This is a genomic window from Glycomyces tenuis DSM 44171 (assembly GCF_000427885.1).
Taxonomy (GTDB): domain Bacteria; phylum Actinomycetota; class Actinomycetes; order Mycobacteriales; family Micromonosporaceae; genus Glycomyces; species Glycomyces tenuis.
Map to the genome: position 1 here is coordinate 113468 of NZ_ATYW01000016.1, position 24408 is coordinate 137875.

At 71.0% G+C, this 24408-nt stretch carries 22 protein-coding genes and 1 riboswitch; of the genes, 6 read left to right on the forward strand and 16 right to left on the reverse strand.

Annotation, left to right across the window (positions count from 1 at the left end; translation table 11 throughout):
• Window positions 1-33 precede the first annotated feature (33 nt).
• Window positions 34-543 carry a DUF1707 and DUF4190 domain-containing protein gene (locus YWW_RS36055; protein ID WP_051325974.1) on the forward strand — a complete coding sequence of 170 codons (510 nt, stop codon included), beginning with the start codon at window positions 34-36 and terminating at the stop codon, window positions 541-543.
• Here the strand turns inward: YWW_RS36055 and miaB are convergent.
• Window positions 540-2024 carry a tRNA (N6-isopentenyl adenosine(37)-C2)-methylthiotransferase MiaB gene (gene miaB / locus YWW_RS0117410; RefSeq protein ID WP_026931104.1) on the reverse strand — a complete coding sequence of 495 codons (1485 nt, stop codon included), beginning with the start codon at window positions 2022-2024 and terminating at the stop codon, window positions 540-542. The genes YWW_RS36055 and miaB overlap by 4 nt on opposite strands.
• A gap of 102 nt (window positions 2025-2126) precedes the next feature.
• A riboswitch (guanidine-III (ykkC-III) riboswitch) is annotated at window positions 2127-2192 on the forward strand.
• Between the two features lie 13 nt (window positions 2193-2205).
• Between miaB and YWW_RS0117415 the strand changes: the two genes are divergently transcribed.
• Both YWW_RS0117415 and YWW_RS0117420 read left to right on the forward strand, forming a co-directional pair.
• Window positions 2206-2520 carry a DMT family transporter gene (locus YWW_RS0117415; protein WP_026931105.1) on the forward strand — a complete coding sequence of 105 codons (315 nt, stop codon included), beginning with the start codon at window positions 2206-2208 and terminating at the stop codon, window positions 2518-2520.
• A gap of 1 nt (window position 2521) precedes the next feature.
• A complete protein-coding gene (locus tag YWW_RS0117420; RefSeq protein ID WP_026931106.1) occupies window positions 2522-2887 on the forward strand; it encodes a DMT family transporter in 366 nt (121 codons plus the stop codon).
• A 10-nt stretch (window positions 2888-2897) separates the two neighbouring features.
• Here the strand turns inward: YWW_RS0117420 and YWW_RS0117425 are convergent, their stop codons facing one another.
• The 14 genes from YWW_RS0117425 to hemE all read right to left on the reverse strand — a co-directional run bounded on the left by YWW_RS0117425 (window position 2898) and on the right by hemE (window position 18511).
• Entirely contained in the window at window positions 2898-3245 is a 348-nt protein-coding gene (locus tag YWW_RS0117425) for a helix-turn-helix domain-containing protein (RefSeq protein WP_051325976.1), read from the reverse strand.
• Window positions 3246-3280: 35 nt separating this feature from the next.
• On the reverse strand, window positions 3281-3595 hold the full coding sequence (locus YWW_RS38280; RefSeq protein ID WP_081687556.1) for a type II toxin-antitoxin system HicA family toxin: 315 nt from the start codon (window positions 3593-3595) through the stop codon (window positions 3281-3283).
• A gap of 45 nt (window positions 3596-3640) precedes the next feature.
• On the reverse strand, window positions 3641-3895 hold the full coding sequence (locus tag YWW_RS0117430; protein WP_026931108.1) for a type II toxin-antitoxin system VapB family antitoxin: 255 nt from the start codon (window positions 3893-3895) through the stop codon (window positions 3641-3643).
• Window positions 3896-3999: 104 nt separating this feature from the next.
• Entirely contained in the window at window positions 4000-5010 is a 1011-nt protein-coding gene (gene ilvC, locus YWW_RS0117435; protein WP_026931109.1) for a ketol-acid reductoisomerase, read from the reverse strand.
• A 25-nt stretch (window positions 5011-5035) separates the two neighbouring features.
• Entirely contained in the window at window positions 5036-5554 is a 519-nt protein-coding gene (ilvN, locus tag YWW_RS0117440; RefSeq protein ID WP_026931110.1) for an acetolactate synthase small subunit, read from the reverse strand.
• Entirely contained in the window at window positions 5554-7416 is a 1863-nt protein-coding gene (locus tag YWW_RS31240; protein WP_051325977.1) for an acetolactate synthase large subunit, read from the reverse strand. Before YWW_RS31240 ends, ilvN begins: the two co-directional genes overlap by 1 nt.
• Window positions 7417-7755: 339 nt before the next feature.
• Complete coding sequence (locus YWW_RS34215; protein ID WP_051325978.1) at window positions 7756-10419, reverse strand: EAL domain-containing protein; 2664 nt, start codon at window positions 10417-10419, stop codon at window positions 7756-7758.
• Window positions 10420-10783: 364 nt separating this feature from the next.
• Window positions 10784-12328, reverse strand: a complete 1545-nt coding sequence (locus YWW_RS0117455) for a hypothetical protein (protein WP_026931111.1) — start codon at window positions 12326-12328, stop codon at window positions 10784-10786.
• 107 nt (window positions 12329-12435) lie between these two features.
• The gene (ilvD, locus tag YWW_RS0117460) at window positions 12436-14280 is read right to left on the reverse strand and encodes a dihydroxy-acid dehydratase (protein WP_026931112.1); all 1845 of its coding nucleotides are present in this window, start codon (window positions 14278-14280) and stop codon (window positions 12436-12438) included.
• Window positions 14281-14337: 57 nt separating this feature from the next.
• Window positions 14338-14805 carry a hypothetical protein gene (locus YWW_RS0117465; protein WP_026931113.1) on the reverse strand — a complete coding sequence of 156 codons (468 nt, stop codon included), beginning with the start codon at window positions 14803-14805 and terminating at the stop codon, window positions 14338-14340.
• Window positions 14806-14856: 51 nt separating this feature from the next.
• Window positions 14857-15285 carry a S24/S26 family peptidase gene (locus YWW_RS31250; protein ID WP_035700313.1) on the reverse strand — a complete coding sequence of 143 codons (429 nt, stop codon included), beginning with the start codon at window positions 15283-15285 and terminating at the stop codon, window positions 14857-14859.
• 3 nt (window positions 15286-15288) lie between these two features.
• On the reverse strand, window positions 15289-16002 hold the full coding sequence (gene hemQ / locus YWW_RS0117475) for a hydrogen peroxide-dependent heme synthase (protein WP_026931114.1): 714 nt from the start codon (window positions 16000-16002) through the stop codon (window positions 15289-15291).
• 17 nt (window positions 16003-16019) lie between these two features.
• Window positions 16020-17417 carry a protoporphyrinogen oxidase gene (hemG, locus tag YWW_RS0117480; protein ID WP_245595452.1) on the reverse strand — a complete coding sequence of 466 codons (1398 nt, stop codon included), beginning with the start codon at window positions 17415-17417 and terminating at the stop codon, window positions 16020-16022.
• Window positions 17414-18511: a uroporphyrinogen decarboxylase gene (gene hemE, locus YWW_RS31255; protein WP_081687557.1), complete on the reverse strand. Its 1098-nt coding sequence runs from the start codon at window positions 18509-18511 to the stop codon at window positions 17414-17416. Before hemE ends, hemG begins: the two co-directional genes overlap by 4 nt.
• Before the next feature lie 217 nt (window positions 18512-18728).
• On the opposite strand from hemE, the gene YWW_RS0117490 reads away from it, so the two are divergent.
• A complete protein-coding gene (locus YWW_RS0117490; RefSeq protein WP_081687558.1) occupies window positions 18729-19883 on the forward strand; it encodes an HRDC domain-containing protein in 1155 nt (384 codons plus the stop codon).
• A 3-nt stretch (window positions 19884-19886) separates the two neighbouring features.
• Here YWW_RS0117490 and YWW_RS34220 read toward each other — a convergent pair whose 3' ends face one another.
• Complete coding sequence (locus YWW_RS34220) at window positions 19887-20822, reverse strand: hypothetical protein (RefSeq protein ID WP_155830229.1); 936 nt, start codon at window positions 20820-20822, stop codon at window positions 19887-19889.
• A gap of 174 nt (window positions 20823-20996) precedes the next feature.
• Here YWW_RS34220 and YWW_RS0117500 point away from each other — a divergent pair, with 174 nt between their 5' ends.
• Together YWW_RS0117500 and YWW_RS0117505 are read left to right on the forward strand one after the other, a co-directional pair.
• The gene (locus YWW_RS0117500; RefSeq protein ID WP_026931118.1) at window positions 20997-22187 is read left to right on the forward strand and encodes a thiolase family protein; all 1191 of its coding nucleotides are present in this window, start codon (window positions 20997-20999) and stop codon (window positions 22185-22187) included.
• On the forward strand, window positions 22187-24274 hold the full coding sequence (locus YWW_RS0117505; RefSeq protein WP_026931119.1) for a 3-hydroxyacyl-CoA dehydrogenase NAD-binding domain-containing protein: 2088 nt from the start codon (window positions 22187-22189) through the stop codon (window positions 24272-24274). The genes YWW_RS0117500 and YWW_RS0117505 overlap by 1 nt, the downstream gene beginning before the upstream one ends.
• Window positions 24275-24408 lie beyond the last annotated feature (134 nt).

Here is a 24408-nt window from a genome sequence, read left to right on the forward strand (position 1 = left end):
GCACCCCTCCCCCCGTCCTGCGGGAATGCCGCCATGTCCCAGCCTGACCCCGCTTCGCTCCGCGTCTCCGACGAGGAGCGCAACGCCGTCGCCGCCCAGTTGCAGGACTCGCTCGACGCCGGCCGGATCAATCTGAGCGAGTTCGACGAGCGCACCCGGGCCGTCTATGACGCCGCCACGTACGACGAGCTCAACCGCCTGCTCAGCGATCTGCCCGGCGCGGTCCCGGCGGTTCCGCCCACGGCCGTCGAGCAGGCGCCGCCGCCTCGGCCGCGAGCGCCCGCGGCACCGCCGGAGGCGCCTCAGGAGCCGTCGAACGCGATGGGGAACGGGGCGCTGATCTGCGGCCTGGTCTCGGTGTTCAGCTTCTTCCCGTTCTCGGTCATGGCGATCGTCCTCGGCGCCATCGGGATCGACAAGGCGAACAAAGGCTTGGCCGACAACAGGTCCAGCGCGCTCGCCGGGCTGATCCTCGGTTCGGTGAGCCTGCCGGTGTGGATCACCTTCATCGTGCTGGGCTCGGTCTTCTGGTGGGGCGGTTAGCCGCAGGCGCAGCCGTCCGATTCGGCCTTCTCGGCCGGTTTGCGGCCGATCGTGGGCATCCCGAGGCTCACGCCGGGGAGCTTCGGGGCGGTGCCGGCCTCCCAGGCGTCGCCTGCCTTCGTGCGGCGGTGGCTCAGGATCGCGGTGTCGGCCACCAGGTGGTGCGGGGCGCCGTAGGTGACCTCGGTGGTGATGACGTCGCCGGGGCGGACGCCCTGCTCCGGGTCGGCCGTGAAGTGGACGAGGCGGCCGTCGCGGGCGCGGCCGGTCATGCGGCCGGTGGCCTCGTCCTTGCGGCCGTCCCCGACGGTGACGAGCACTTCGACCTCGGCGCCCTCGAGCTTGCGGTTCTCCTCCCAGGAGACGCGCTCCTGGAGGGCCACCAGGCGTTCGTAGCGCTCCTGGACGACGGCCTTGGGGACCTGGTTCTCCATCTCCGCGGCGGGCGTGCCGGGGCGGATCGAGTACTGGAAGGTGAAGGCGCTCGAGAAGCGGGAAGCCTCGGTGACGTCGAGCGTGGCCTGGAAGTCCTCCTCGGTCTCGCCGGGGAAGCCGACGATGATGTCGGTGGTGATGGCCGCGTCCGGCATGGCCTCGCGGACCTTGTCGAGGATCTCCAGGTACTTCTTCGAGCGGTAGGAGCGGCGCATCTCCTTGAGGACCCGGTCCGAGCCCGACTGGAGCGGCATGTGCAGGGAGTGGCAGACGTTCGGCGTCTCGGCCATCGCGGCGATGACGTCGTCGGTGAAGTTCCGCGGGTGCGGGCTGGTGAAGCGGACGCGCTCGAGCCCGTCGATCTCGCCGCAGGCGCGCAGGAGCTTGCCGAAGGCGTACTTGTCGCCGAACTCGACGCCGTAGGTGTTGACGTTCTGGCCCAGGAGGGTCACTTCGGAGACGCCCTCTTCGGCCAGGGCCCGCACCTCGGCGAGGATCTCGCCGGGGCGGCGGTCCTTCTCCTTGCCTCGCAGGGACGGGACGATGCAGAAGGTGCAGGTGTTGTTGCAGCCGACCGAGATCGACACCCAACCGGAGTAGGTCGACTCGCGCTTGGTGGGCAGCGTCGAGGGGAAGACCTCGAGCGATTCGAGGATCTCGACCTCGGCGGCCCGGTTGTGGCGGGCCCGCTCGAGCAGGGTCGGGAGCGAGCCGATGTTGTGGGTGCCGAAGACCGCGTCGACCCAGGGGGCGCGCTTGACGATCTCGCCGCGGTCCTTCTGGGCGAGGCAGCCGCCGACGGCGATCTGCATGTCGGGGTTGGCGGTCTTGGCCGGGCGCAGGTGGCCGAGGTTGCCGTAGAGCTTGTTGTCGGCGTTCTCGCGCACGGCGCAGGTGTTGAACACGACGAGGTCGGGGTCGGCGCCGCCCTCGACGGGGACATAGCCCGCCTCCTCGAGGAGGCCGCCGATCCGCTCGGAGTCGTGGACGTTCATCTGGCACCCGAACGTCCGAACCTGGTAAGTCTTCACGCCTTGCTGAGCCACTGTTTCAGGATAGACGCGAGGTGGATCACAGCGAGAGGGCCGGGATCGGTCAGATCGGCCTCAGCGCGTTGCCGCCCGCGCGGGCGCCGTCTTAGCATTGGTCCGGGGCCCGGCATTCGGGTCCGCGGACGAGGGAGCCGTACCCGCACTTCGACAAGACGGCCTGGAAGGGTGTCTTGTCATGGCCTGGTTGATCTTGATCGCCTCCGGCGTGCTGGAGGCCGTGTGGGCGGCGGCGCTGTCCGCCTCCGACGGCTTCAAACGCCGAGGGCCCACGCTGCTGTTCTTCGTCGCCCTCGCGGTCAGCATGGCGGGACTGGCGTGGGCGATGAACTCGCTGCCCACCGGCACCGCCTACGCGGTGTGGGTCGGCGTCGGCGCCACCTTGACGGTGCTGTGGGGGTTCCGCACCGGGCAGGAGCGGGCCACCTGGGGCAGGGTCCTGCTGCTGGTGCTGCTCGTCGGCTCGATCGTCGGCCTGAAGGCGGTGAGCTGAGATGGCGTGGATCGTGCTGCTCGTCAGCGCCGTGTTCGAGGCCGTCTGGGCCACCGCACTGGGCCTGTCCGAAGGCTTCAGCGAGCCCGTGCCGACCGTGGTGTTCGCCGCCGCTCTGGCGGCGAGCATGTTCGGTCTGGGCTGGGCCGTGAAGCACATCCCCATCGGCACGGCGTACGCGGTGTGGGTCGGCGTCGGCGCCGCGCTGACCGTGGCGTACGCGATGGCCACCGGCACCGAGAGCGTGTCCGCGGCGAAGCTCGTCTTCATCGCCGGGATCATCGCCGCGGTCGTCGGCCTCAAACTCGTCCCGAGCGGGGCCGAACGGAAGCGGGCCGCCGAGGACGACGCCGACGAGGCGGCCTGACCGCGTTCGATCAGGCGGCTTTACCCGCCGACTTCGCGAGCTGGGAGACACGCTGCTCCGAGATGCCGAGGACTGCCGCGATATCTCGGCCGGTCATCCCCTCACTCTTGAGCAGCAGCACGGTCTGGCGGTTGATGTTCGAGGCTCGCGCCTGGAGCTGGGCGGCCTTCGCCGCCTTCGCTCTGGCATCGGCGATCCGGGCATCGATGTCAGGAGCGACGTGCCAGACGATGGCGATCGGGGCGGTATCGGCATCGGCCACGCCGAGGCAGTCGAGGTAGTCGCGGACCATCTCTTCGGCGGCGCCGGCGGTGGTCGACTGAGTGACGCCGACATCGGGGACGTCGAGTTCCCACAATCCGTGGACACGCGTTGCCGTGACCGTGTAACTCCTCATCGAAGCCACCCTTCCTCCAGGCATTCAAGGTGCCGGATGATGCTGGTACAGGTTCCGGGACTGATATCGCGGTGCCGTGGCAGCGCCGTCGTGTGCGTCCCACACGGGCACTTCCAGATCTCGTGGCCGCCGCGCTTGGCAGTGCCCCGTGGGGAGCAACCGGCTTTGAGCAGTGCGGTCACGACCCCTCGCCGCTTGATCGGTGCGGCCATCATCATCATGGCATGCGACTCTATCGAGACTAGAGTATAGATATCTAGGGGGGTAGAGCAACTGAAACATCGACTTCCCGACTGATGACGAGATGACATTATCGGAACCAATTGATGCTGCCTGATCTGATTGCCGGGCTGCGGTCACGCAGGGAGGACCTCCTCGCCGCAGCCGATGATGTCATCGCTTGCGCGGTCGTCGACGACCGGCAAAGTCCGCAGTTCGGCGCGGAGCGCGTTCAATCGGCGATGGACGCGCCGAGAACGAACGCCGTGGGCTTGCCTATCCAGTCGTTCCCGGATCGCCGTTTCCACGGCTTCTGTCAGGGACTCGCCGGTGACCGCAACAAGCTCACGAGCGAGTTGATCGGCCGCCGAACTGTTGACGCTCAACACCATGTCTGTCGTTCTACCACTGGATACAGAATTCTGGAAGCTGATCGCCGTGCCAATGCAAAGCCCCCGCGCAGTCAGATGCTGCGCGGGGGCCCGGAAGTCCGAAACTATGCAGTCTCGGTGATCTCGCGCTGCACCCACGGCATGAGGTCGCGCATCTTCTTGCCGACCTCTTCGAGCTGGTTGTCGGTCTGGACGGCCTGGAGCTTCTTGAAGTTCTCGCGCTTCTCGGACTCGGCGACCCATTCCTTCGCGAAGGTGCCGTCCTGGATCTCGGCCAGGACGCGCTTCATCTCCTTGCGGGTCTCGTCGTTGACGATCCGCGAGCCGCGCGAGACGCCGCCGTACTCGGCGGTGTCGGACACCGAGTACCACATGTTCGTCAGGCCGCCCTCGTAGATCATGTCCACGATCAGCTTGAGCTCGTGCAGGCACTCGAAGTAGGCGGCCTCCGGCGCGTAGCCGGCCTCCACCAGGGTCTCGAAGCCCGCGCGGATGAGCTCGGCGGTGCCGCCGCACAGCACGACCTGCTCGCCGAACAGGTCGGTCTCGGTCTCCTCCTTGAAGGTGGTCTTCAGGACGCCCGCGCGGGTGCCGCCGATGGCCTTGGCGTAGGCCAGGGCCACCGCCTGGGTGTCGCCCGAGGGGTCCTGCTCCACCGCGACCAGCGTGGGCACGCCCTTGCCGTCGACGAACTGGCGGCGGACCATGTGGCCCGGGCCCTTCGGGGCGACCATGGCGACGTTGACGTCGGCCGGGGCCTGGATCAGGTCGTAGCGGATGTTGAAGCCGTGGCCGAAGTACAGGCTCTTGCCCGGCGCCAGGTTCGGCGCGATCTCCTCGGCGTACAGCTTGGCCTGGACGGTGTCGGGGACCAGGATCATGATGATGTCGGCCCACGCGGCGGCCTCGGCCGGGGTGAGCACCTTCAGGCCCGCCTCCTCGGCCTTCGGACGCGACTTGGAGCCCTCCTGGAGCCCGATGACGACCTCGACACCGGAGTCGCGGAGGCTCAGCGAGTGGGCGTGGCCCTGGGAGCCGTAGCCGAGGACGGCCACCTTCTTGGCCTGGATGAGCGCCAGGTCGGCGTCGTCGTCGTAGAACACTTCAGCGGACATGCGTTTGCTTTCTTCCTTACTTGACTTAGCTCGGTGTGACGTAGCGGGACAGCGAGGCCATCGACTTGGCCCCCCGTCCGAGCGCGACGGTCCCCGACTGGACGAGCTCCTTGATGCCGAACGGCTCGAGGACTTCGAGGAACGACTCGATCTTGTCGGAGTTCCCCGTGACCTCGAAGGTGACCGTGTCGGGTGTGACGTCGACCGACCTGGCCTTGAACAGGTTCGCGGCGGCGACGACCTGGCTGCGGGTGGCGGCCTCGGCTCGGACCTTCACCAGCAGCAGTTCGCGCTGCACGGAGGAGTCCGCTTCGAGCTCCACGATCTTGAGGACGTGGATGAGCTTGTTGAGCTGCTTGGTGACCTGCTCGAGCGAGCCCACCTCGACGTCGACCACGATGGTGATGCGGCTGACGCCGGGGTGCTCGGTCTCGCCGACGGCGAGGGAGTCGATGTTGAAGCCGCGCCTGGAGAACAGGGCGGCGACGCGGGCGAGGACGCCCGGCTTGTTCTCGACGAGGACCGACAGCGTGTGGATGCTCATCAGATGGACTCCTCGTCGTCGAAGTTGGGGCGCACGTCGCGGGCGTACAGGATCTCGTCGTTGGAGACGCCCGCGGGGACCATCGGCCACACCATGGCGTCGGGGCCGACGGTGAAGTCGACGACGACGGGGCGGTCGTCGATCGCGTTGGCCTGCCGGATGACCTCGTCGACCTCGTCGACGGTGTCGCAGCGCAGTCCCACGCATCCGAGGGCCTCGGCGAGCTTGACGAAGTCGGGCACGCGCGGCGAGTCCTCGCTGTGGTGGGTGCCCAGGTCGGTGTTGGAGTAGCGCTGCCCGTAGAACAGGGTCTGCCACTGGCGGACCATGCCGAGGTTGCCGTTGTTGATGACGGCGACCTTGATCGGGATGCCCTCGATGGCGCAGGTGGCGAGCTCCTGGTTGGTCATCTGGAAGCAGCCGTCGCCGTCGATGGCCCAGACGGGGCGGTCCATCCGGCCGAGCTTGGCGCCCATGGCGGCCGGGACGGCGTAGCCCATGGTGCCCAGGCCGCCGGAGTTGAGGAAGGTGCCCGGGTGCTCGTAGGCGATGAACTGGCTGGCCCACATCTGGTGCTGGCCGACGCCGGTGGTCCAGATGGTGCCCTCCTCGGCGAGCTCGCCGAGGCGCTTGATCACATACTGGGGCGAGGTGAGGCCGTCGTCGATGTCGGTCCACCCGAGCGGGTAGCGCTCGCGCAGGTCGTTCAGGGTCTCCCACCAGGCCTTGAGCCGCTCGCGACCGGGGTCGGCGTAGGCCTCGACCATGGCCGCCAGGGCGGCCTTGCAGTCGCCGACGATCGGGACGTCGGCCTCGCGGTTCTTGCCGATCTCGGCCGGGTCGATGTCGACGTGGACGATCTTGGCCTCGGGCGCGAAGGTGTCGAGCTTGCCGGTGACGCGGTCGTCGAAGCGGGCGCCGAGGGCGACGATGAGGTCGGCCTTCTGGAGGGAGTGGACGGCGGGCACGGTGCCGTGCATGCCGGGCATGCCCAGGTGCTGCTCGTGCGAGTCGGGGAAGGCGCCGCGGGCCATGAGCGTGGTGATGACCGGGGCGCCGGTCAGTTCGGCGAGCTCCAGGAGCTCGGCGTGGGCACCGGCCTTGACGACGCCGCCGCCGACGTACAGCACGGGGCGCCTGGACTCGGCGATGAGCGCGGCGGCCTCGCGGATCTGCTTGCCGTGGGGCTGGGTGGTCGGCTTGTAGCCGGGCAGGTCCATGCGCGGGGGCCACACGAACGGGGCCGGCGTGTTGAGGATGTCCTTGGGGATGTCGACCAGGACCGGGCCGGGGCGGCCGGTGGCGGCCACGTGGAAGGCCTCGGCCAGGACGCGCGGGATCTCGGCGGCGTCGCGGATGAGGTAGGAGTGCTTGGTGATCGGCATCGTGATGCCCACGATGTCGGCTTCCTGGAAGGCGTCGGTGCCGATGGCGGTGGAGACGACCTGCCCGGTGATGGCGACGACCGGGACGGAGTCCATGTGGGCGTCGGCCAGGGGGGTGACGAGGTTGGTGGCGCCGGGTCCGGAGGTGGCCATGCAGACGCCGACCTTGCCGGTGGCCTGCGCGTAGCCGGCGGCGGCGTGTCCGGCGCCCTGCTCGTGCCGGACGAGGACGTGGCGCACCTTGACCGAGTCGAGGAGGGGGTCGTAGGCGGGGAGGATCGTGCCGCCGGGAATGCCGAAGACGGCCTCGACGCCGAGCTCTTCCAGGGCCTTGACGACGGCCTGCGCGCCGGTGAGCACGGGGGCGGCGGCCGGGGTGCTCTGGTGGGGCGGGCCGGGCTTGGGTGCCTTCGGCGTGGCGGGCTGAGCCTTGGCAGCCTGCGGCCCTGGCTTCGGTGCCTTCACTGGTGTGCTCATGTCCTTCGTCCAAATAGGGTTGGCTGACTGATTCGACACTGGGACGTCGGTTCCCCGGGCAGAAAAAAGCGCCCGCGTGCAATGACGCACGGGGCGAGCGCACCGTCGGGGAAGCGACGGTGCGCTAAATAAGTACTACGACGAGCAGCCGCTCGGGGGCGGCTGTCTCGATGTAGCTCTGCTGCGGCACGAGACCAGCATGCACGATTCCGGCCCGTGAGTCAACTTTTCTCAGACTCCGGGATGTCGTGGCGGGGCGGCGACGGCGGAACGTTCGCCGCCGCGCGGCGGCGTCCGGTTCGGGTGGCGGTGGGCGACGGGTGGGCTCCCCGGACCGATTCAGGCGGCGGTGATCGCCGGCGTCCCTTCGTCGCCTCCGCGGAGCCACCTGGTGAGCTCGTCCGGTGGCATGGGGCGGGCCAGGAGGTAGCCCTGGACGAGGGGCGCCTGGGCCTTGATCATGGCCTCGAGCTGGGTGTCGGTCTCGACGCCCTCGGCGATGATCTCCATGCCGAGGCGCCGTCCGAGTTCGACGGTGACCTCGGCGAGGGGGCCGACGCCGCCGTCGTCCTTGGCGATCAGGTCGCGGTCGATCTTGATGATGTCGACCGGGAGCCGGTCGAGCTGTCCGAGCGAGGAGTAGCCGGAGCCGAAGTCGTCCAGGGCGATCCGCACCCCGGCGCCGCGCAGCGCCTTCAGCTGCGCGATCAGGGTGTTCATCTGGTGGGAGAAGTCGTGCTCGGTCACTTCGAGGACGAGGCGCGAGGGCAGCACGCCCGCGGCGATGAGCGCGGCGTTGACCTCGGTGGCGAACAGGTGGGTGTGCAGCTCCTTGACCGAGACGTTCACCGAGATCCAGGCCTTGATACCGGCCGAGTGCCACTGCGCGAGCTGCTCGGCGGCGCGGTTGACCGCCCACACCGCGAGGTCCTGGGTGAGGCCGGACTCGGTGGCGGCGGGGATGAACTCGCCGGGGCTGACCTGGCCGAGCCTGGGGTGGCGCCAGCGCAGGAGCGCCTCGGCGCCGACGATGCTGCGGTCGGCCAGGGCGAACACGGGCTGGTAGACCAGGCGGAGCTCGTCGCGGGCGATGGCGCCGCGCAGCTCCTGGGTCAGTTCGTTGCGCCGCCGCACCTTCCGGTCGAACTCGGCGTCGTAGGTCTCGTAGCGGTTCTTCCCGGCCTGCTTGGCGGCCCGCAGTGCCATGTCGGCGTTGCGCAGGAGGATCTCCGGGTCGTCCAGGCCCTCCGAGGCGGTGGCGATGCCGACCGAGCCGGTGGTGAACACGGTGGAGTCGTCGTGGAACTCGTAGGGGTCGGACAGCTTCTGGACCAGTTCGCGGGCCATCGAGACGGCTTCGGCGCGGCTGGCGCGCAGGAGGATCGCGAACTCGTCGCCGCCGAGCCGGGCGCCGAGGTCGGTGGGCTGGAGCAGTTCCTTGATGCGCCTGGAGACCTCGACGAGCAGCTCGTCGCCGAAGTCGTGGCCGCGGGTGTCGTTGACGTTCTTGAACCCGTCGAGGTCGAGCAGGAGCAGCGCGGTCCGGTGCTCCTCCGCGGCCACGCCGTCCTCGAGCTGCTGGAGCAGCGCGCGGCGGTTCGCCAGGCCGGTGAGCGGGTCGGAGTAGGCCATGCGGGCCAGTTCGTTCTCGAGGCTGCGGCGCGCGCCGATGTCCTGGACGCGGGCGACCAGGCCGCGCACCTCCGGCTGGCCGCGCAGGTCGGTCACGACGGTCTCGGTGTGCCTCCAGCGGCGGGCCGAGTCGCGGACGCGGACGTTGAGCGCTATCTGGCCGGTGGCGTTGATGCCGTCGAGGAGGGCGTCCAAGTCCTCCTGCGCGGATCGCCGGTCGTCGGCGTGGACGAGGTCGAGCAGGGACGCGCCGAGGCAGCAGCCGCCGGACTCGGTGGCCGGCTGCCAGGCCGACTCCTCGGGGCGCCAGGTGACCGTGAGGTCGGGGTCGAGGACGAGCACGGTGTCGGAGGCGACCCCTACGATGGCCGAGAGGCGGCGCTGGCGATCGGCGGCGTCGCCGGTGACGCGGCGGACGTCGAGGTGGGTGAGGACGAGTCGTCCACCGAGGGCCGCGACGGCGGCGAGCGCGATGAGGGCGGCGTCGAGCGGCAGCGGGCCGGAGGCGGCCCCGTTGTAGAGCAACACCGCGGTGGCGAGCGCGGCGGCGGCGACCATGACCGCGTAGTGGACGGTCGGGTAGTTGCGCTTGTCGATCGCGGGTTTCTGGCGCAGCGCGAGGTAGGTGACGCCGAGCAGGGCCGCGGAGGAGGCGATCCAGCCCACCGACCACCAGAAGACGGCCGCCGTCGGTCGGTGCCACTGCCAGGCGGCGAACATGGCCATGCCGCTGGTGTGGACGGCCAGGACGGCGAGGTAGGCGAAGGCGTGGCGGCGGCGCCAGCGGTTGAGGCGGAAGGTGGTGGTGCAGCCGACGCCGAACAGGATCATCCCGAGCATGCCGGGGACGATGATGGCGAGGTCGGCGGTGGTGGGGTGCCCGCGGTGGTCCTGGAGCCAGTCGCGGGCGACGATGAGCCAGAAGGCGAAGAGCAGGCACATGCCGACGAAGGCGCCGTCGACGAGGCGGCGCTGGACGGCCGGGCCGTCCCAGCGGTCGTCGGGCATGCGCAGCAGGGCGAGGCCGTAGAGCGCGATCGCGACGGTGAAGCCGACGCCCGCGACGAGGGAGGCGGCGCCGGAGGGGAGCCAGCAGGAGGCGGAGACGGTGCCGGCCGTCGTCTGGAGCCCGGCGGCCATGATCTTGTACGAGACGCGGCGGGTGGGTTTGAGGCGGGCGGCGCCGCGCCACATGAGCAGTCCGGCGCAGGCGGCACCGAGGCCGCCGACGACGGCGGCGGTCGCGGTGTTCAAGGTGTCGGGCGACGAGCGCAGGCCGGTGACGACGGCGGCCGTGAGCACGGAGCACCACACGGCGGTGGCCGCGATCCACGACACAAGGAGGCGCGCGCGGCGGGGTGATGGCGACATGCACAGAGCCCAATCCTAGGAAGCCTCGTGCCATACAGAATGCCTCATCGCGGAGCGGATGGGAACTGCGCCCTCCGGCAGACGCGGACTGCACATGCATCCTTTATGGAACTCTGAGATGGAAAAGTATCGATGATACAACGGTGTGTGACAGCGAAAATCGGCAAACGAGGCATTTCCGATGTCCGCGTGTCCGAATGCGCACCTTCGGTGACGAATGCTTGCCGCACAAGGCAGGAGCAACGCTTGCCACGGAACGTGAATGGGATGTGCCAATTTTTCCGCGCGGCATCGCGACACGGCCGGAGCCGTTCCTCTCATCGGACGAGAACACCCGATTCGGCGAAACGGCGCGCCGCGCGCCTTACTCGGGCAGGGCCGCGAGGAGCTCGTCGCGGGCCTTGGCGACGACGGCGATGCGGTCGTCGCGCTCGGCCTCGGCCTCCCGCGCGCGGTCCTTCGCCCGGATCAGCTCGGCGCGCAGATCCGCGAGCTGGTGATCGAGCTGGGTCAGCCTCGCCGTGTGCTCGGACTTGGCCTTGCCGTAGCGCCACAGCGGCACCACCACGCCGATGAGGGCCGGCAGCGCCAGCGGCCAGAGCCCGAGCAGCGCCAGCGCCAGCGCCGCGACGGCGAAGCCCGCCGCCGTGACGGCGGCGGACACGACCGACGGCGCCTTCAGCCCCATGTTCTGCTCGATCCGCCGCTCGGCCGCCTCGAGGTCCGCCGCGTCGTGGCCGTCGCGGCCGACGACGACCTTCGCGCCGACCCGCTTGACGGTGTAGGTGATCGGCTCCGGCGGCGCCGACGCCCCCAGCGCCTCGACGCGCGAGCGCAGCAGCGGCGCGGCCAGCTCGAACGCGAGCGATCGCAGCGCGGGCGGGCCGTCGGGGTCGAACAGGTCCTCGCGCAGCAGCGCGGCGACGGTCCCCTCGGACTCGGACCAGGTCGGCTTGGAGCGCTGGAGCTGGTCCTCGGGCAGGTGCAGCTCCTCCATCGCCTCCACCAGCGGCAGCTCGGCGGGGCTGGGCTCCTCGATGAGCTCCTGGAGGTACCGCCGCCAGCGGTCGTCGGGCTCGACCGTCACCCCTGCGGGCCGCGGCGCCTCGGCGGCCGACAGGTGCTCGCGCAGACGCGCGAAGGCCTCGGCCTCGGGCAGCGGAGCGGACTCGGGGGTGTCGAAGGAGAGGATCGCCTCGTCCCAGGCGCGCAGCTCCTCCTCGTCGAGCGCGGCGGGATCGAACAGGGCCGCCAGGCGCTCCTTCAGCAGCGATGCGGCGCTGGGCCCGAACTCGCCGAGGGCGGCGTGCTCCCACAGCGTCCGCCACCCGGCGGCGACCTCGCCGGGCTCGGCCAGGCCGAGCTCGGTGGACTCGCCGAGGAGTCGCAGGACCGCGGCGTCGATGAAGGCGGGCTGGTCGAAGCACAGGGCGACGGTGAGGCCGAACAGCTCCGAGCGCACCGGGTCGCGCTCGCGGGCCAGCTCGAGGCTGGCGCTCAGATCGGTGAACGATCCGGAAGCGGCGCCGCTGCGGGCCACGAGGCGCAGCAGCGCGATGGCGGCGGGCGGCATCCAGTAGCCGGGGACGTCATGGACATCGGGGACCTCGGCGGGCAGGCCGCCGGCCAGGGCCCGGAACGGCCTGCGGATCTCCTTGCGCGCCGCGTACTCGTCGAACTCGATCAGCTGGAAGCGCAGCTCGGTCCACTCCAGGACGGTGTCGATGCGGCCCGAGACGGAGCTGAGACGGGAGTCGACCTGTTTGAGGCCGCTGCTGAACTCCTCGCGGGTCTCGCGGAGGCGCTTGCGCTGCAACCGCCGCTCGGCCGCCATCTCCTCGTCCATCTCGTTGATGGCGTTGATCTGAGACCGCTCATAGTTCCAGTCCCACTGGCTGACGCGCGGCATGGGGATCGCTCCTAGGGGTGAAGGGATGTCGGGCGTCCCCATTGTGACCTGGGCGCGCAAACGGCCGGGTCCCCGAAGCGGGGGCCCGGCCGGTGTCGCTCGCCGCGCTAGTCGACCTTGCGGACGGCGCCGTCGCTGGCGGGGGTGGCCATCGCGGCGTAGGCGCGCAGGGCCGCGCTGACGGACCGCTCGCGGCCGGCCGGGCTGAACGGCCGCTCGCGCTTCTCCTGGGCCACGCGCCGCTCGGCCAGGGTCGCGTCGTCGACCTTGAGCTCGAGGCGCCGGGCGGGGATGTCGATCTCGATGAGGTCGCCGTCCTCGACCAGGCCGATCACGCCGCCGCCGGCCGCTTCGGGGCTGATGTGCCCGATCGACAGGCCCGAAGTGCCGCCGGAGAAGCGGCCGTCGGTGATGAGCGCGCACTTGCGTCCCAGGCCGCGGCCCTTGAGGAAGGAGGTCGGGTAGAGCATCTCCTGCATGCCGGGGCCGCCCTTGGGGCCCTCGTAGCGGATGACGACGACCTCGCCCTCCTGGACGGACTTGTCGAGGATGCCGGTCACGGCGTCCTCTTGGGACTCGAAGACGCGGGCGGGGCCGGTGAAGGTCCAGCACTCCTCGGGGACGCCGGCGGTCTTGACGACGCAGCCGTCCTCGGCGAGGTTGCCGAACAGGACGGCCAGGCCGCCGTCGACGGTGTAGGCGTGCTCGACCGAGCGGATGCACCCCTTCTCGGCGTCGGTGTCCAGGCTCGACCAGCGGTTCTGTGTGGAGAACGGCTTGGTGGTGCGGACGTTGCCGGGAGCGGCGTGGAACAGCTCGATCGCCTCCGGGGAAGGGTCCTCGGCGCGGATGTCCCACTTGGCGAGCCATTCGGACAGGGTCGGCGAGTGGACGGCGTGGACGTCCTCGTGCAGCAGGCCGCCGCGGTACAGCTCGCCGAGGATGGCGGGGATGCCGCCGGCGCGGTGGACGTCCTCCATGTGGTAGTCCGGCGAGTTCGGGGCGACCTTGGAGACGCAGGGGACGCGGCGCGAGACCGCGTCGATGTCGGCCACGGAGAAGTCCAGGCCCGCCTCGCGGGCGGCGGCCAGCAGGTGCAGGACCGTGTTGGTGGAGCCGCCCATGGCGACGTCGAGGGCCATGGCGTTCTCGAAGGCGTCGTGGGTGGCGATGCTGCGCGGCAGGACCGACTCGTCGTCCTGCTCGTAGTAGCGGCGGGCGAGGTCCATGACCACGCGGCCGGCCTCGGAGAACAGGGCCTCGCGGGCGGCGTGGGTGGCGAGGGTGGAGCCGTTGCCGGGCAGGGAGAGGCCGATGGCCTCGGTGAGGCAGTTCATGGAGTTGGCGGTGAACATGCCCGAACAGGAGCCGCAGGTGGGGCAGGCGTTGGCCTCCATGGTGCCGAGCTCGGCGTCGGAGACGTCGTCGTTCGCGGCGGCGATCATCGGGTCGATGAGGTCGAGCTTGCGGGTGACGACGCCGTTCGAGTCGACGGTCTTGCCGGCCTCCATGGGGCCGCCGGAGACGAAGACCACGGGGATGTTCAGGCGCAGGGCGGCCATGAGCATGCCGGGGGTGATCTTGTCGCAGTTGGAGATGCAGACGAGGGCGTCGGCGCAGTGGGCGTTGACCATGTACTCGACGGAGTCGGCGATGATCTCGCGGCTGGGCAGGGAGTAGAGCATGCCGCCGTGGCCCATGGCGATGCCGTCGTCGACGGCGATGGTGTGGAACTCCTTGGAGACGCCGCCGGCCTCGGCGATGGACTCGGCGACGATCTCGCCGAGGTCCTTGAGGTGGACGTGTCCGGGCACGAACTGCGTGTAGGAGTTGGCGATGGCCACGATCGGCTTGCCGAAGTCCGAGTCGGTCATGCCGGTGGCGCGCCACAGCGCGCGTGCGCCGGCCATCTGACGCCCGTGAGTGGAAGTGCGTGAACGAAGCGCTGGCATCCTGCAAGTCTGCCACGTTCCAAATCCCGGGACCACCCGCCCGCACCTTAGGACACCCTAGGTTTTCGGCGGCCAGTGCAGGGGGACCGTCATTCGAGAGCCGAGGATCACACCGTAGATCAGCTCGCGTGGGCACAGGCCGAGCTCACGGGAGTCGGTGCCGGTGAGTTTGTCGCTAAGGAGGTAGTAGCGGTCGGCGGGGATCGGCTCGCCGGTGTCGGGGTGTAGGTCGCCCGGCCGGTACGCGACGCGCTTGAGCCAGAACGCGGTAGGAGCGAGACGCCTCGGGTCGCGCTGGAGTCCCTCGAACCCGGACCAGCCGGAGACCGGATGCGGCGGGGCGACGACCACCACGTGGAGCCTCTTTATCCGGCGGGTCACCCGAGCAAGGCAGTTACCACCGGGCGGGTAGGCCGGTCGCATGTCGGCATCGGCGACCGTGACCATGAACTTCTTGCGCCAGAAGATGTGGTCACCGATCGCGTGGCCGATCATCCCCGAGAGAAGCTCGATGATGAAGCCCATGGAAGACCTCCACATGCAAATCCCGTACAGGATATTGCAATGTGAGGACCGTCAGAATTTCCGGATCATGACGCCGGCGATCGCGGCGGCCGGGCAGGGGCCGTGGCGGCGGGAGTCGTCGCCCGCGGGGTTGTCGCTCAGGAGGAAGTAGTGACCGGCCGGGACGGCGTCGCCGGAGCCGGGCATGGACTCGCCCGGGCCGGCCGCCACGCGCTTGATCCACCACGGGCCGCGCCGGGCCTTCGGCGGCTCCGCCCAGCCGAGCGTCGGATCGGGCGCGGCGGCCACCACGATCTGGCCGACCTCGATCCTGCGGGTCCGCTTGGCGAGCACCTCGTCGCCGTCGCGCAGCGCCGGCTCCATGCTGACGCCCTCGACCTTCACGAGCACCCAGCGCCGCCGCAGCTGGCGCACGCCCTCGATGAACAGCGCCACGGCCGCGAGCAGCGCCAGAGCGCTGAGCCACAGGTTCGCGTCCACGGTCTAGGGCAGGTCGTCGATGATCTCGCCGATCGCGCGGCGGCGGCCGGTGAAGAAGGGGACCTCCTCGCGCACGTGCCGCCTGGCGCGCGAAGCGCGCAGCTCGCGCATGAGGTCCACGATGCGGTGCAGCTCGTCGGCCTCGAACGCCAGGATCCACTCGTAGTCGCCCAGCGCGAACGCCGGGACCGTGTTGGCCCGCACGTCCGGGTAGTCGCGGGCCTGCATGCCGTGCTCGCGCAGCATGTCGCGGCGCTCCTCGTCCGGCAGCAGGTACCACTCGTACGAGCGCACGAACGGGTACACGCACAGGTAGCTCCGCGGCTCCTCGTCGGCCAGGAACGCCGGGATGTGGCTGCGGTTGAACTCCGCGGGCCGGTGCACCGCCATGTTCGACCACACCGGCGCCAAATGGCGCCCGAACGCGGTCCTCCGCAGCTCCGAATAGGCCTTCTGCAACTGGTCGGACGACTCGGCGTGCCACCACACCATGACGTCGGCGTCGGCCCGCATCCCGCTCAGGTCGTAGGTCCCCCGGACCTTCACGCCGCCGTCCGAGCAGTGCTTCTCGAAGAACGACTCGGTGTCGGCGATCAGGTCCTGCCTGATCGAGGGGAACGGCTCCGCGGCGCGGAACACCGACCACAGCGTGTAGCGAACGGTCTCGTTCAGCTCCTTGATGCGCTGGGCATTGGGGTTGTTCGACTGCTGTGACACGTTGCGGCCCTTCGGGACTAGTCGGCTTCGGTGAGTTCGGCGGCGATCTGGTCGGCGGCGGCCCGCCCGGAGGCGACGCACGCGGCGATGCCGACCCCGTCGACGGCGGCCCCGGCGATCGCGATGCCGCGGTGGGCGGCCAGCTTCTCGCGGGCGGCGCGGATGCGCGCGGTGTGGCCCGGCGCGTACTGCGGCAGCGCCCCGCCCCACCGGTCGACGCGCTGCGCGACCGGCTCGGGGACGCGCCGTCCCAGGTGCTCGCCGAGCTCCCGCAGCGCGGTCTTGGCGAGCGTCGCGTCGTCGTGCTGGAGCAGCGCCTCCTCGCCGAGGCGGCCCATCGAGACGCGCAGGATCGTGCGCCGCCGCCCCAGGTGCGGCCACTTCCGGGAGGTGAATGTGGCGGCCTTGACCGATTTGCCGTGGCTCGCCGGGGTCAGGAAGCCCGAGCGCTCGGGCAGTTCGATGTCGTCGAACGCGAAGGACGCCAAGGCCACCGAGGCGTAGGCGACGCCCGAGAGCGCAGCGGCGGCCTCGGCTTCGACGCACCGCAGGAGCCGGGAGGCGGGCGAGGCGGGGACGGCCAGGATCACCGCGTCGGCGTGCAGGCGCACCGGGTCCGGCACGGGCCCGGCGACGGCCTCCCAGCCGTAGGGGGTCCGGCGCAGCTCGCGGACGGTCATGCCGAGCCGCACGTCGGCGCGGGAGACGGCCGAGGTCGCCGTGACCAGGCGGCTCAGGCCGCCGTCCACGGTGGCGAACACCGGTTTCCCGGTGGCGGGCCGCTTGACCTCGGCGACGGCGTCGGTCAGGCGGGAGTGGCGCCGCAGCGCCTCGGCCAGCTGCGGCATGACGGCGGTGACCGAGAGCCGGTCGACGTCGCCGGCGTAGACCCCGGCGAGCATCGGCGAGACGAGCCGGTCGAGGACCTCCGAGCCCAGGCGCGTGCGCACCAGCTCCCCCACCGACATGTCGGCGCCCGGCGCCAGGATCGGCGCGCCGGAGTCGGCGGCCTCCTTGACGTCGGCGACGGCGGCGACGTCGGCCGGATCGGCCGGGATGCCCATCATGGTGCCGCTCGGGAAGTCGAGCAGGCGCCCTTCGAGGCTGAGCGCGGGCGCCAGGCCGGCCGGGTGGACCAGGGCGTCGCCGAGGCCGACGGCCCGGGCGAGGGCGACGGCCTCGGGGCGGGCGGCCAGGAGCGATTCGGCGCCGGCCTCGACGGGGCGTCCCGCGAGGTCGACGGTGTGGATCTTGCCGCCGAGGCGGCCGGAGCGCTCGGCGACGACGATCTCGGCGTCCTCGCCGAGCCGCTCGCGCAGCCGGTGGGCCGCGGCCAGGCCGGTGATGCCGCCGCCGACGACGAGGACCCGCATCCGCCCTTCGGCTCCGCGGACGGGCGTGAACACGGCGTTCATCGGGTGGTCGCCTCGTGGACGCGGTCCACCACGAGCTTGAGCTTGCCGGGGTCGGAGTCGGGCAGGACGCCGTGGCCGAGGTTGAAGATGTGGCCGCGGGCGGCCCGTCCGGCGCGCAGGACCTCGTCGGTCGCGGCCAGCAGCGGCTCGTCGTCGGCGAGGATCAAGGCCGGGTCGAGGTTCCCCTGGAGGGTCTTGCCGGGCAGGCGACGGGCGGCCTCGTCGAGCGGGATGCGGAAGTCGACGCCGATGACCTCGGCGCCGGTCTCGGCCATGGCTTCGAGCAGGTGCCCGGTGCCGACGCCGAAGTGGATGCGCGGCACCGACTCGGCCACGCCCATCAGGGCCGCGGTGGAGTGGGGCAGCGCGAAGCGGCGGTAGTCGGCCTCCGAGAGCGCCCCGGCCCAGGAGTCGAACAGCTGGACGGCGCTCGCGCCGGCCTCGACCTGGACGCGCAGGAACTCGCCGCAGATCGCGGCCAGCCTCGCGGCGATCGCGTGCCACACCTCGGGGCGGGAGCGCATGAGGGCCTTGGTCTTGGCGTGGTCCTTCGACGGCCCGCCCTCGATGAGGTAGGACGCGAGGGTGAAGGGCGCGCCGGCGAAGCCGATGAGCGGCGTGCCGCCGAGCTCGGCGGTGAGCAGACCGACGGCCTCGGTGATGTAGCCGACGTCGCACGGGTCGAGGTTGCGCAGGCGGTCGACGTCGGCCTCGGTGCGGAACGGCTCGGCGACGACGGGGCCGACGCCGGGGACGATCTCGATGTCGACGCCGATGGCCGCGAGGGGGACGACGATGTCGGAGAAGAAGATGGCGGCGTCGGTCTGGTAGCGGCGGACCGGCTGCATGGTGATCTCGCAGACCAGTTCGGGCGTGCGGCAGGCCTCGAGCATGGTGGTGCCCGCCCGCGCCTCGCGGTATTCGGGGAGCGAGCGTCCGGCTTGGCGCATGAACCAGACGGGCACCCGGTCGGGCTCCTCACCGCGGCAGGCGGCGAGGAACGGGGACGTCGAGGCGTGCTTCGCCTCGGCCGAAGTTGCAGCAGCGGTACGCACACGGCCATCTTGGCACGCTGCGGGGCGGCCGTCCCGCATCGGCGAGTGCGATGTGGCGCGCACCGTCGCCGCGGCCGTGACCGAGGCTCTACTTATCAGTAGATGTGAATGGTGCAATAGGCCCACGTTCGGGTGTATATCGGTCTCCTGTCCGGCGGGGCAGTGGCGCGACCAGCGCACCTGGCCGTACCGTGAACAGGTGACCGATCCCCAGCCCGAACCAGATACCGAACTCCTGACCGAGCCGAGAGAAGGGATGCCCCCGCTCATCCAGACCTCCGCGGGGCTCGCCCAGGCGGCCGAACGGCTCGCGTCCGGTTCTGGCCCCATCGCCATCGACACCGAGCGCGCCTCGGGTTTCCGCTACTCGGGTCGCGCATATCTCATCCAGCTGCGCCGCGCGGGGGCCGGGACGCTCCTGGTCGATCCCATCCCCATCGACGACCTCGCGCCGCTGCGGGCGGCCCTGACCGGGCCGGAGTGGATCCTCCACGCCGCGAGCCAGGACCTGCCGTGCCTGGCCGAGCTCGAGCTGCACCCGGCCAGCCTGTTCGACACCGAGCTGGCGGCCAGGCTGTGCGACTTCGAGAAGGTCGGTCTCGCCTCGATCACCGAGCAGCTGCTCGGCTTCCGGCTGGAGAAGCAGCATTCGGCGGCCGACTGGTCCTCGCGCCCGCTGCCGCACGACTGGCTCGTCTACGCCGCGCTCGACGTGGAGCTGCTGCTGGAGCTGCGAGGGAAGCTGGCCGCCGAGCTGGCCGAGCAGGGCAAGACGGCCTGGGCCGAGGCCGAGTTCGAGCACGTGCGCACCGCCGGTCCGCCCAAGCCGCGCAAGGAGCCGTGGCGGCGGACCTCGGGCATCCACAAGGTGCGCGGCGCGAAGGCCCTGAGCCGGGTGCGCGCGGTCTGGGAGGCGCGCGACGACCTGGCCCGCAAGCTCGACCGGGCGCCGGGCAAGGTGCTGCCGGACGCGGCCATCGTCGAGGCCGCCGTGAACGACCCCACCGACTTCGCCGAGCTGATGAGCCTGCCGGGCTTCCGGCGGCGCGGCGGGCGCACCAACGCGCGGCTGTGGCTCGCGGCGCTGGCCGAGGCGAGGAAGCTGCCGGGCGAGCGGCTGCCGGCGACGACCCCGCCGCAGGACGGGCCGCCCGCGGCGCACCGCTGGGCCGACCGCGACCCCGACGCGGCCGAGCGGCTCGCCGCCGCCCGCGAGGTGGTGGCCGACGTGGCCGGCGCGCACCGCCTCCCGGCCGAGAACCTCATCACGCCCGCGATCGTGCGGGCGCTGGCGTGGGAGCCGCCGTCTCGGCTCTCCGAGGAGGACGTCCGCGAGGCCCTGCTGGAGGCCGGCGCCAGGCGGTGGCAGGTGGACCTGCTCGCCGGGGGGCTGACCGAGGCGCTCGGCTGAGCGCTACTCGGTGGCGCGCACGCCCAGGACGAGCGCCACGGCCTCCTCGTACAGCCCAGGGGAGCCCCAGGAGCTGAAGGTGCAGATCATGGCCGGCTCCTCGCCGCGGTCGATCGCCAGGAAGCCCCAGTAGTCGGTCAAGTCGACCGCTTCGCCGTCGTTGTCGGCGGTCCAGGCGAACTCGGCCTCGGCCAGGTAGGCGGCGCGGCCGTCGATCACGTAGTGCGTGAAGGACTCCTCGCCCTGCTGGGCGATCTCGGCGCCCTCGGACTGGGCGCCGAGGTACTGCTCCGAGGTGAGGTCGAAGGCCGTCTGGTAGTCGGTGAACTCGGGCAGCGGGGTCGCGCGCCGCTCGGCGTCGCCGCAGGTGTAGAAGGCCGGCATGCCGTCCTCTCCGGTCTTCGACCAGGAGGAGCGGGACGGGTCGCTCGGGATCGGCTCCTCGGTCCACTCGGCGGGGTCGCCGACGGGCAGCCACAGGTCCTCTTCGTCGGTGATCGCGACGTAGTCGCCCGAGTCGGGGTCGAAGGGGCCGAGCCCTTCGGTGAGGTCGACCGCCTCGGGGTGGACGTTCGGGTCTTCATCAGGCTCGGGGGACGCGGAGGGGGCCTCGCTGGTCTCCGAGGGCTCGGACGGCGAGCAGGCGAGCGGCACCTCCGCTCCCGCCGCCACCGCGCACGGCGGCGTCTCCTCCTCGCTGAGGACGATGAAGGCGGCCGTGCCGCCGCCGACCAGCACCACCAGGAGGGCCACCACGCCGAGGGCCAGGCCCACGGTCCGGCCGGTCCGGTTCGGGACGGGCGGCATCGGCGGCGGGGGCCCGTACGGCCCCGACGGGGCGCCGTAGGGGTTCGGGGGCGGGGCGCCGTGGGAGTACTGCCCGCCGGGGGCGCCCGGGGGCGGGTGCTGGGGGCCGTGGGGACCGGAGGGGTAGCTCATACCCTCACAGGATAGGGGTCCCATGCCAGCTCGGAGGGGTGCGGCCGACATGGTCGCGACGCGCCGCGTCGAGGCGTGCCGCGGCGGCCCCGCCGTGGCAGGGTGGGGGCGTGACATCGATCTTACTTGCGAGTAACATCGCGTGTGACGCCGCATACCCAAAGGAGGGCCAGCGTGAACGACACCATCCGCGATGTCGTCTTCGTCGACGGAGTGAGAACGCCGTTCGGCAAGGCGGGGAAACTCTACGAGGAGACCCGCGCAGACGACATGATCATCCGCTGCATCAGGACGCTGCTGCGCCGCAACCCGGAGCTGCCGCCTGAGCGAGTCGACGAGGTGGCCCTGGCGGCCACCACCCAGATCGGCGACCAGGGCCTCACGCTGGGACGGTCGGCGGCACTGCTGGCGGGCCTGCCCCGCTCGGTCCCCGGCTACTCGATCGACCGCATGTGCGCCGGCGCGATGACCGCGGTGACCTCCGTGTCCTCCGCGATCGCCGCCCGCCAGTACGACGTGGCCATCGCCGGCGGCGTCGAGTCGATGTCGAACCACCCCATGGGCGAGGGCGTCGACCCCAACCCGCGCATCGTCGCCGAGAAGCTGGTCGACACCGACGCGCTGGTCATGGGCAACACCGCCGAGAACCTGCACGATCTGTTCCCGGCCGTCACCAAGGAGCGCGCCGACGCCTACGCGGTGGGCACGCAGCGGCGCTACGCCGCCGCGCTCGAGAAGCTGAAGGCCGACTTCGCGACCATGGCCGCCCGCTCCAGCGAGGAGGGCTGGACCGTGGCCACGGCCGACCAGCTGCCGCGGCCCGAGACCACCATGGAGGGCCTGGCCGAGCTGCGCACGCCGTTCCGCCCGCACGGCAAGGTCACCGCGGGCACCGCCGCGCCGCTGACCGACGGCGCCACCGCCTGCCTCGTCGCCGACGCCGAGACCGTCGCCGAGCTGGGCCTGGACGCCTCCATGAGGATGGTCGGCTTCGCCTTCGCCGGCGTCGACCCCGAGACCATGGGCGTCGGGCCGATCCCGTCCACCGAGAAGGCCCTGGCCCGCGCCGGGCTCACCATCGACGACATCGGCCTCATCGAGATCAACGAGGCCTTCGCCGTCCAGGTCCTGGCCTTCCTCGACCACTTCAAGATCGCCGACGACGACCCCCGCGTCAACCCGTGGGGCGGGGCGATCGCCATGGGCCACCCGCTGGCCTCCTCCGGCGTGCGGCTGATGACCCAGCTCGCGCGCGAGTTCGCCGAGCACCCTGAGGTGCGCTACGGCATCACCACCATGTGCGTCGGCCTCGGCCAGGGCGGCACGGTCATCTGGGAGAACCCGAACTTCGAGGGAGAACAGTAATGAGCAGCTTCCCCGTCGACCTTCCCGAATTCCCCGACGAGGTCGTCACCGAGGCCTACGTCCGCTTCGTCGAGCCGCCCGGACTGGGCGGCCGGGCCGCGCTGATCACCCTCGACAACGGCTACGACCACACCAAGCCCACCTCGATGGGCCCGGCCGGGATGCGGAACCTGTGGGCCGCGCTCGACGAGGCGCTGGCCTCCGACGCGAAGTTCGTCGCCGTCACCGGCAAGCCGTTCATCTTCCTGGCCGGCGCCGACATCAAGATGATGCCGCTCCTGGAGAGCCGCGAGCAGGGCCTGGCGATGGCCCAGGCCGGGCACGTGCTCTACAAACGGCTCAAGGACGCCTCGGTGCCCACGTTCGCGTTCATCAACGGCACGGCGCTCGGCGGCGGCATGGAGCTGGCGCTGCACTGCCACTACCGGACGGTGTCGGCCAGTGCCGTCGCGCTCGGGCTGCCGGAGGTCTCGATCGGGCTCATCCCCGGTTGGGGCGGCTCGCAGATCCTGCCGAACCTCATCGGGCCGGAGGCGGCCGCGCAGGTCATCATCGGCAACCCGCTCAACCAGAACAAGATGCTGCGCGGCCCCGACCTGACGAAGCTCGGCATCGCCGACGCGCAGTTCGAGGCGGCCGACTTCATCGAGGAGTCCGTGGCGTGGGCGACGGCCGTGGTCAACGGCGAGATCGCCGTGGAACGGCCCGAGATCGACCGCGGCGAGTCCTGGCAGGCGGTCGTGGCCGGGGCGCGCAAGCTGGTCGACGAGAAGATCCACAACGCCTCCCCGGCGGCGATGAAGGCCCTCGACCTGCTGGAACTGGCGCGCACCGCCAGTTTCGAGGAGGGCTCGCTCGCCGAGGACGAGGCGCTCGCCGACCTGGAGATGGCGCCGGAGTTCAAGACGAGCCTGTACGCGTTCAACCTCGTCCGGCAGCTCGGCAAACGCCCCGAGGGCGCCCCGAGCCCGGGCCTGGCCAAGGAGATCGGCAAGGTCGGCGTCGTCGGCGCCGGGCTCATGGCCGGGCAGATCGCGCTCATGTTCGCCCGCAGGCTCGAGGTCCCGGTCGTCATGACCGACCTCGACGCCGAGCGGGCCGAGCGGGGCCTGGAGTACGTGCGCGGCGAGATCGACAAGCTCGAGGCGAAGGGCCGGGCCTCGCGGCTCAAGGCCGCGAAGCTGCGCTCGCTCGTGTCGGCCAGTGCCGACAAGGGCGTCTACGCCGACTGCGACCTGGTCATCGAGGCCGTGTTCGAGGAGCTGAAGGTCAAGCAGGCGGTGTTCGCCGAGGTCGAGCAGGTCGTCTCCGAGGAGTGCCTGCTGGTCACCAACACCTCGGGCCTGTCGGTCACGGCAATGGCCTCGAAGCTGGCCCGCCCCGAGCGGCTGGTGGGGATGCACTTCTTCAACCCGGTGGCGGTCATGCCGCTGGTGGAGGTCATCGCGACCTCCTCGACCGACGAGGAGACGCTCGCGACGGCGTACGCGGTGGCGAAGCAGCTGAAGAAGACCGCGGTCGGCTCGGCCGACCGCCCGGCGTTCATCGTCAACCGGCTCCTGGGCCGGATGCTGGCCGAGGTCACCGGCGCGGTGGACGAGGGCACGCCGGTCGAGGTCGCGGACGTGGCGCTCGACCGGCTGGGCCTGCCGATGCGGCCGTTCGCGCTGCTGGAGCTGGTCGGCCTCCAGGTCGCCTGGCACCTGTGCGCGCACCTCAACGAGGACCTGGGGCCGCGCTTCCCCCTCTCGGCGAACCTGCGGCGCCTGGCCGAGGCCGAGGTGCCCGTGTTCGATCCCGAGGCGAAGGGCAGGGGGCGGCTGACCGAGGCCGGGAGGGCGCTCCTGGAGTTCGGCGACAAGGCCTCGACGGCCGGGGAGGTCGAGCACCGGGTCCTGGCGGGCCTGGCCGAGGAGGTCGCCCTGATGCTCGACGAGGGCGTGGTGCCCGGGCCGCGGCAGATCGACCTGGCGATGATCCTGGGCGCGGGCTTCCCGTTCTGGCTCGGCGGCCTCACGCCGTACCTCGACCGGGCGGGGATTTCGACCGAGGTGTCCGGAAAACCGTTCGCGGCCATGCGTGAGTGACCACGGTCACATTATCCTTCAGTCGAGCTTGGACTCATCCCAATGGACGAGTCCGAGCTCGACCCTTATGAGCCGCAAAACCGCTGATATCGTTCACAGCCGGCACCTAAACGGACGCAATGGCTGAGAGCGTC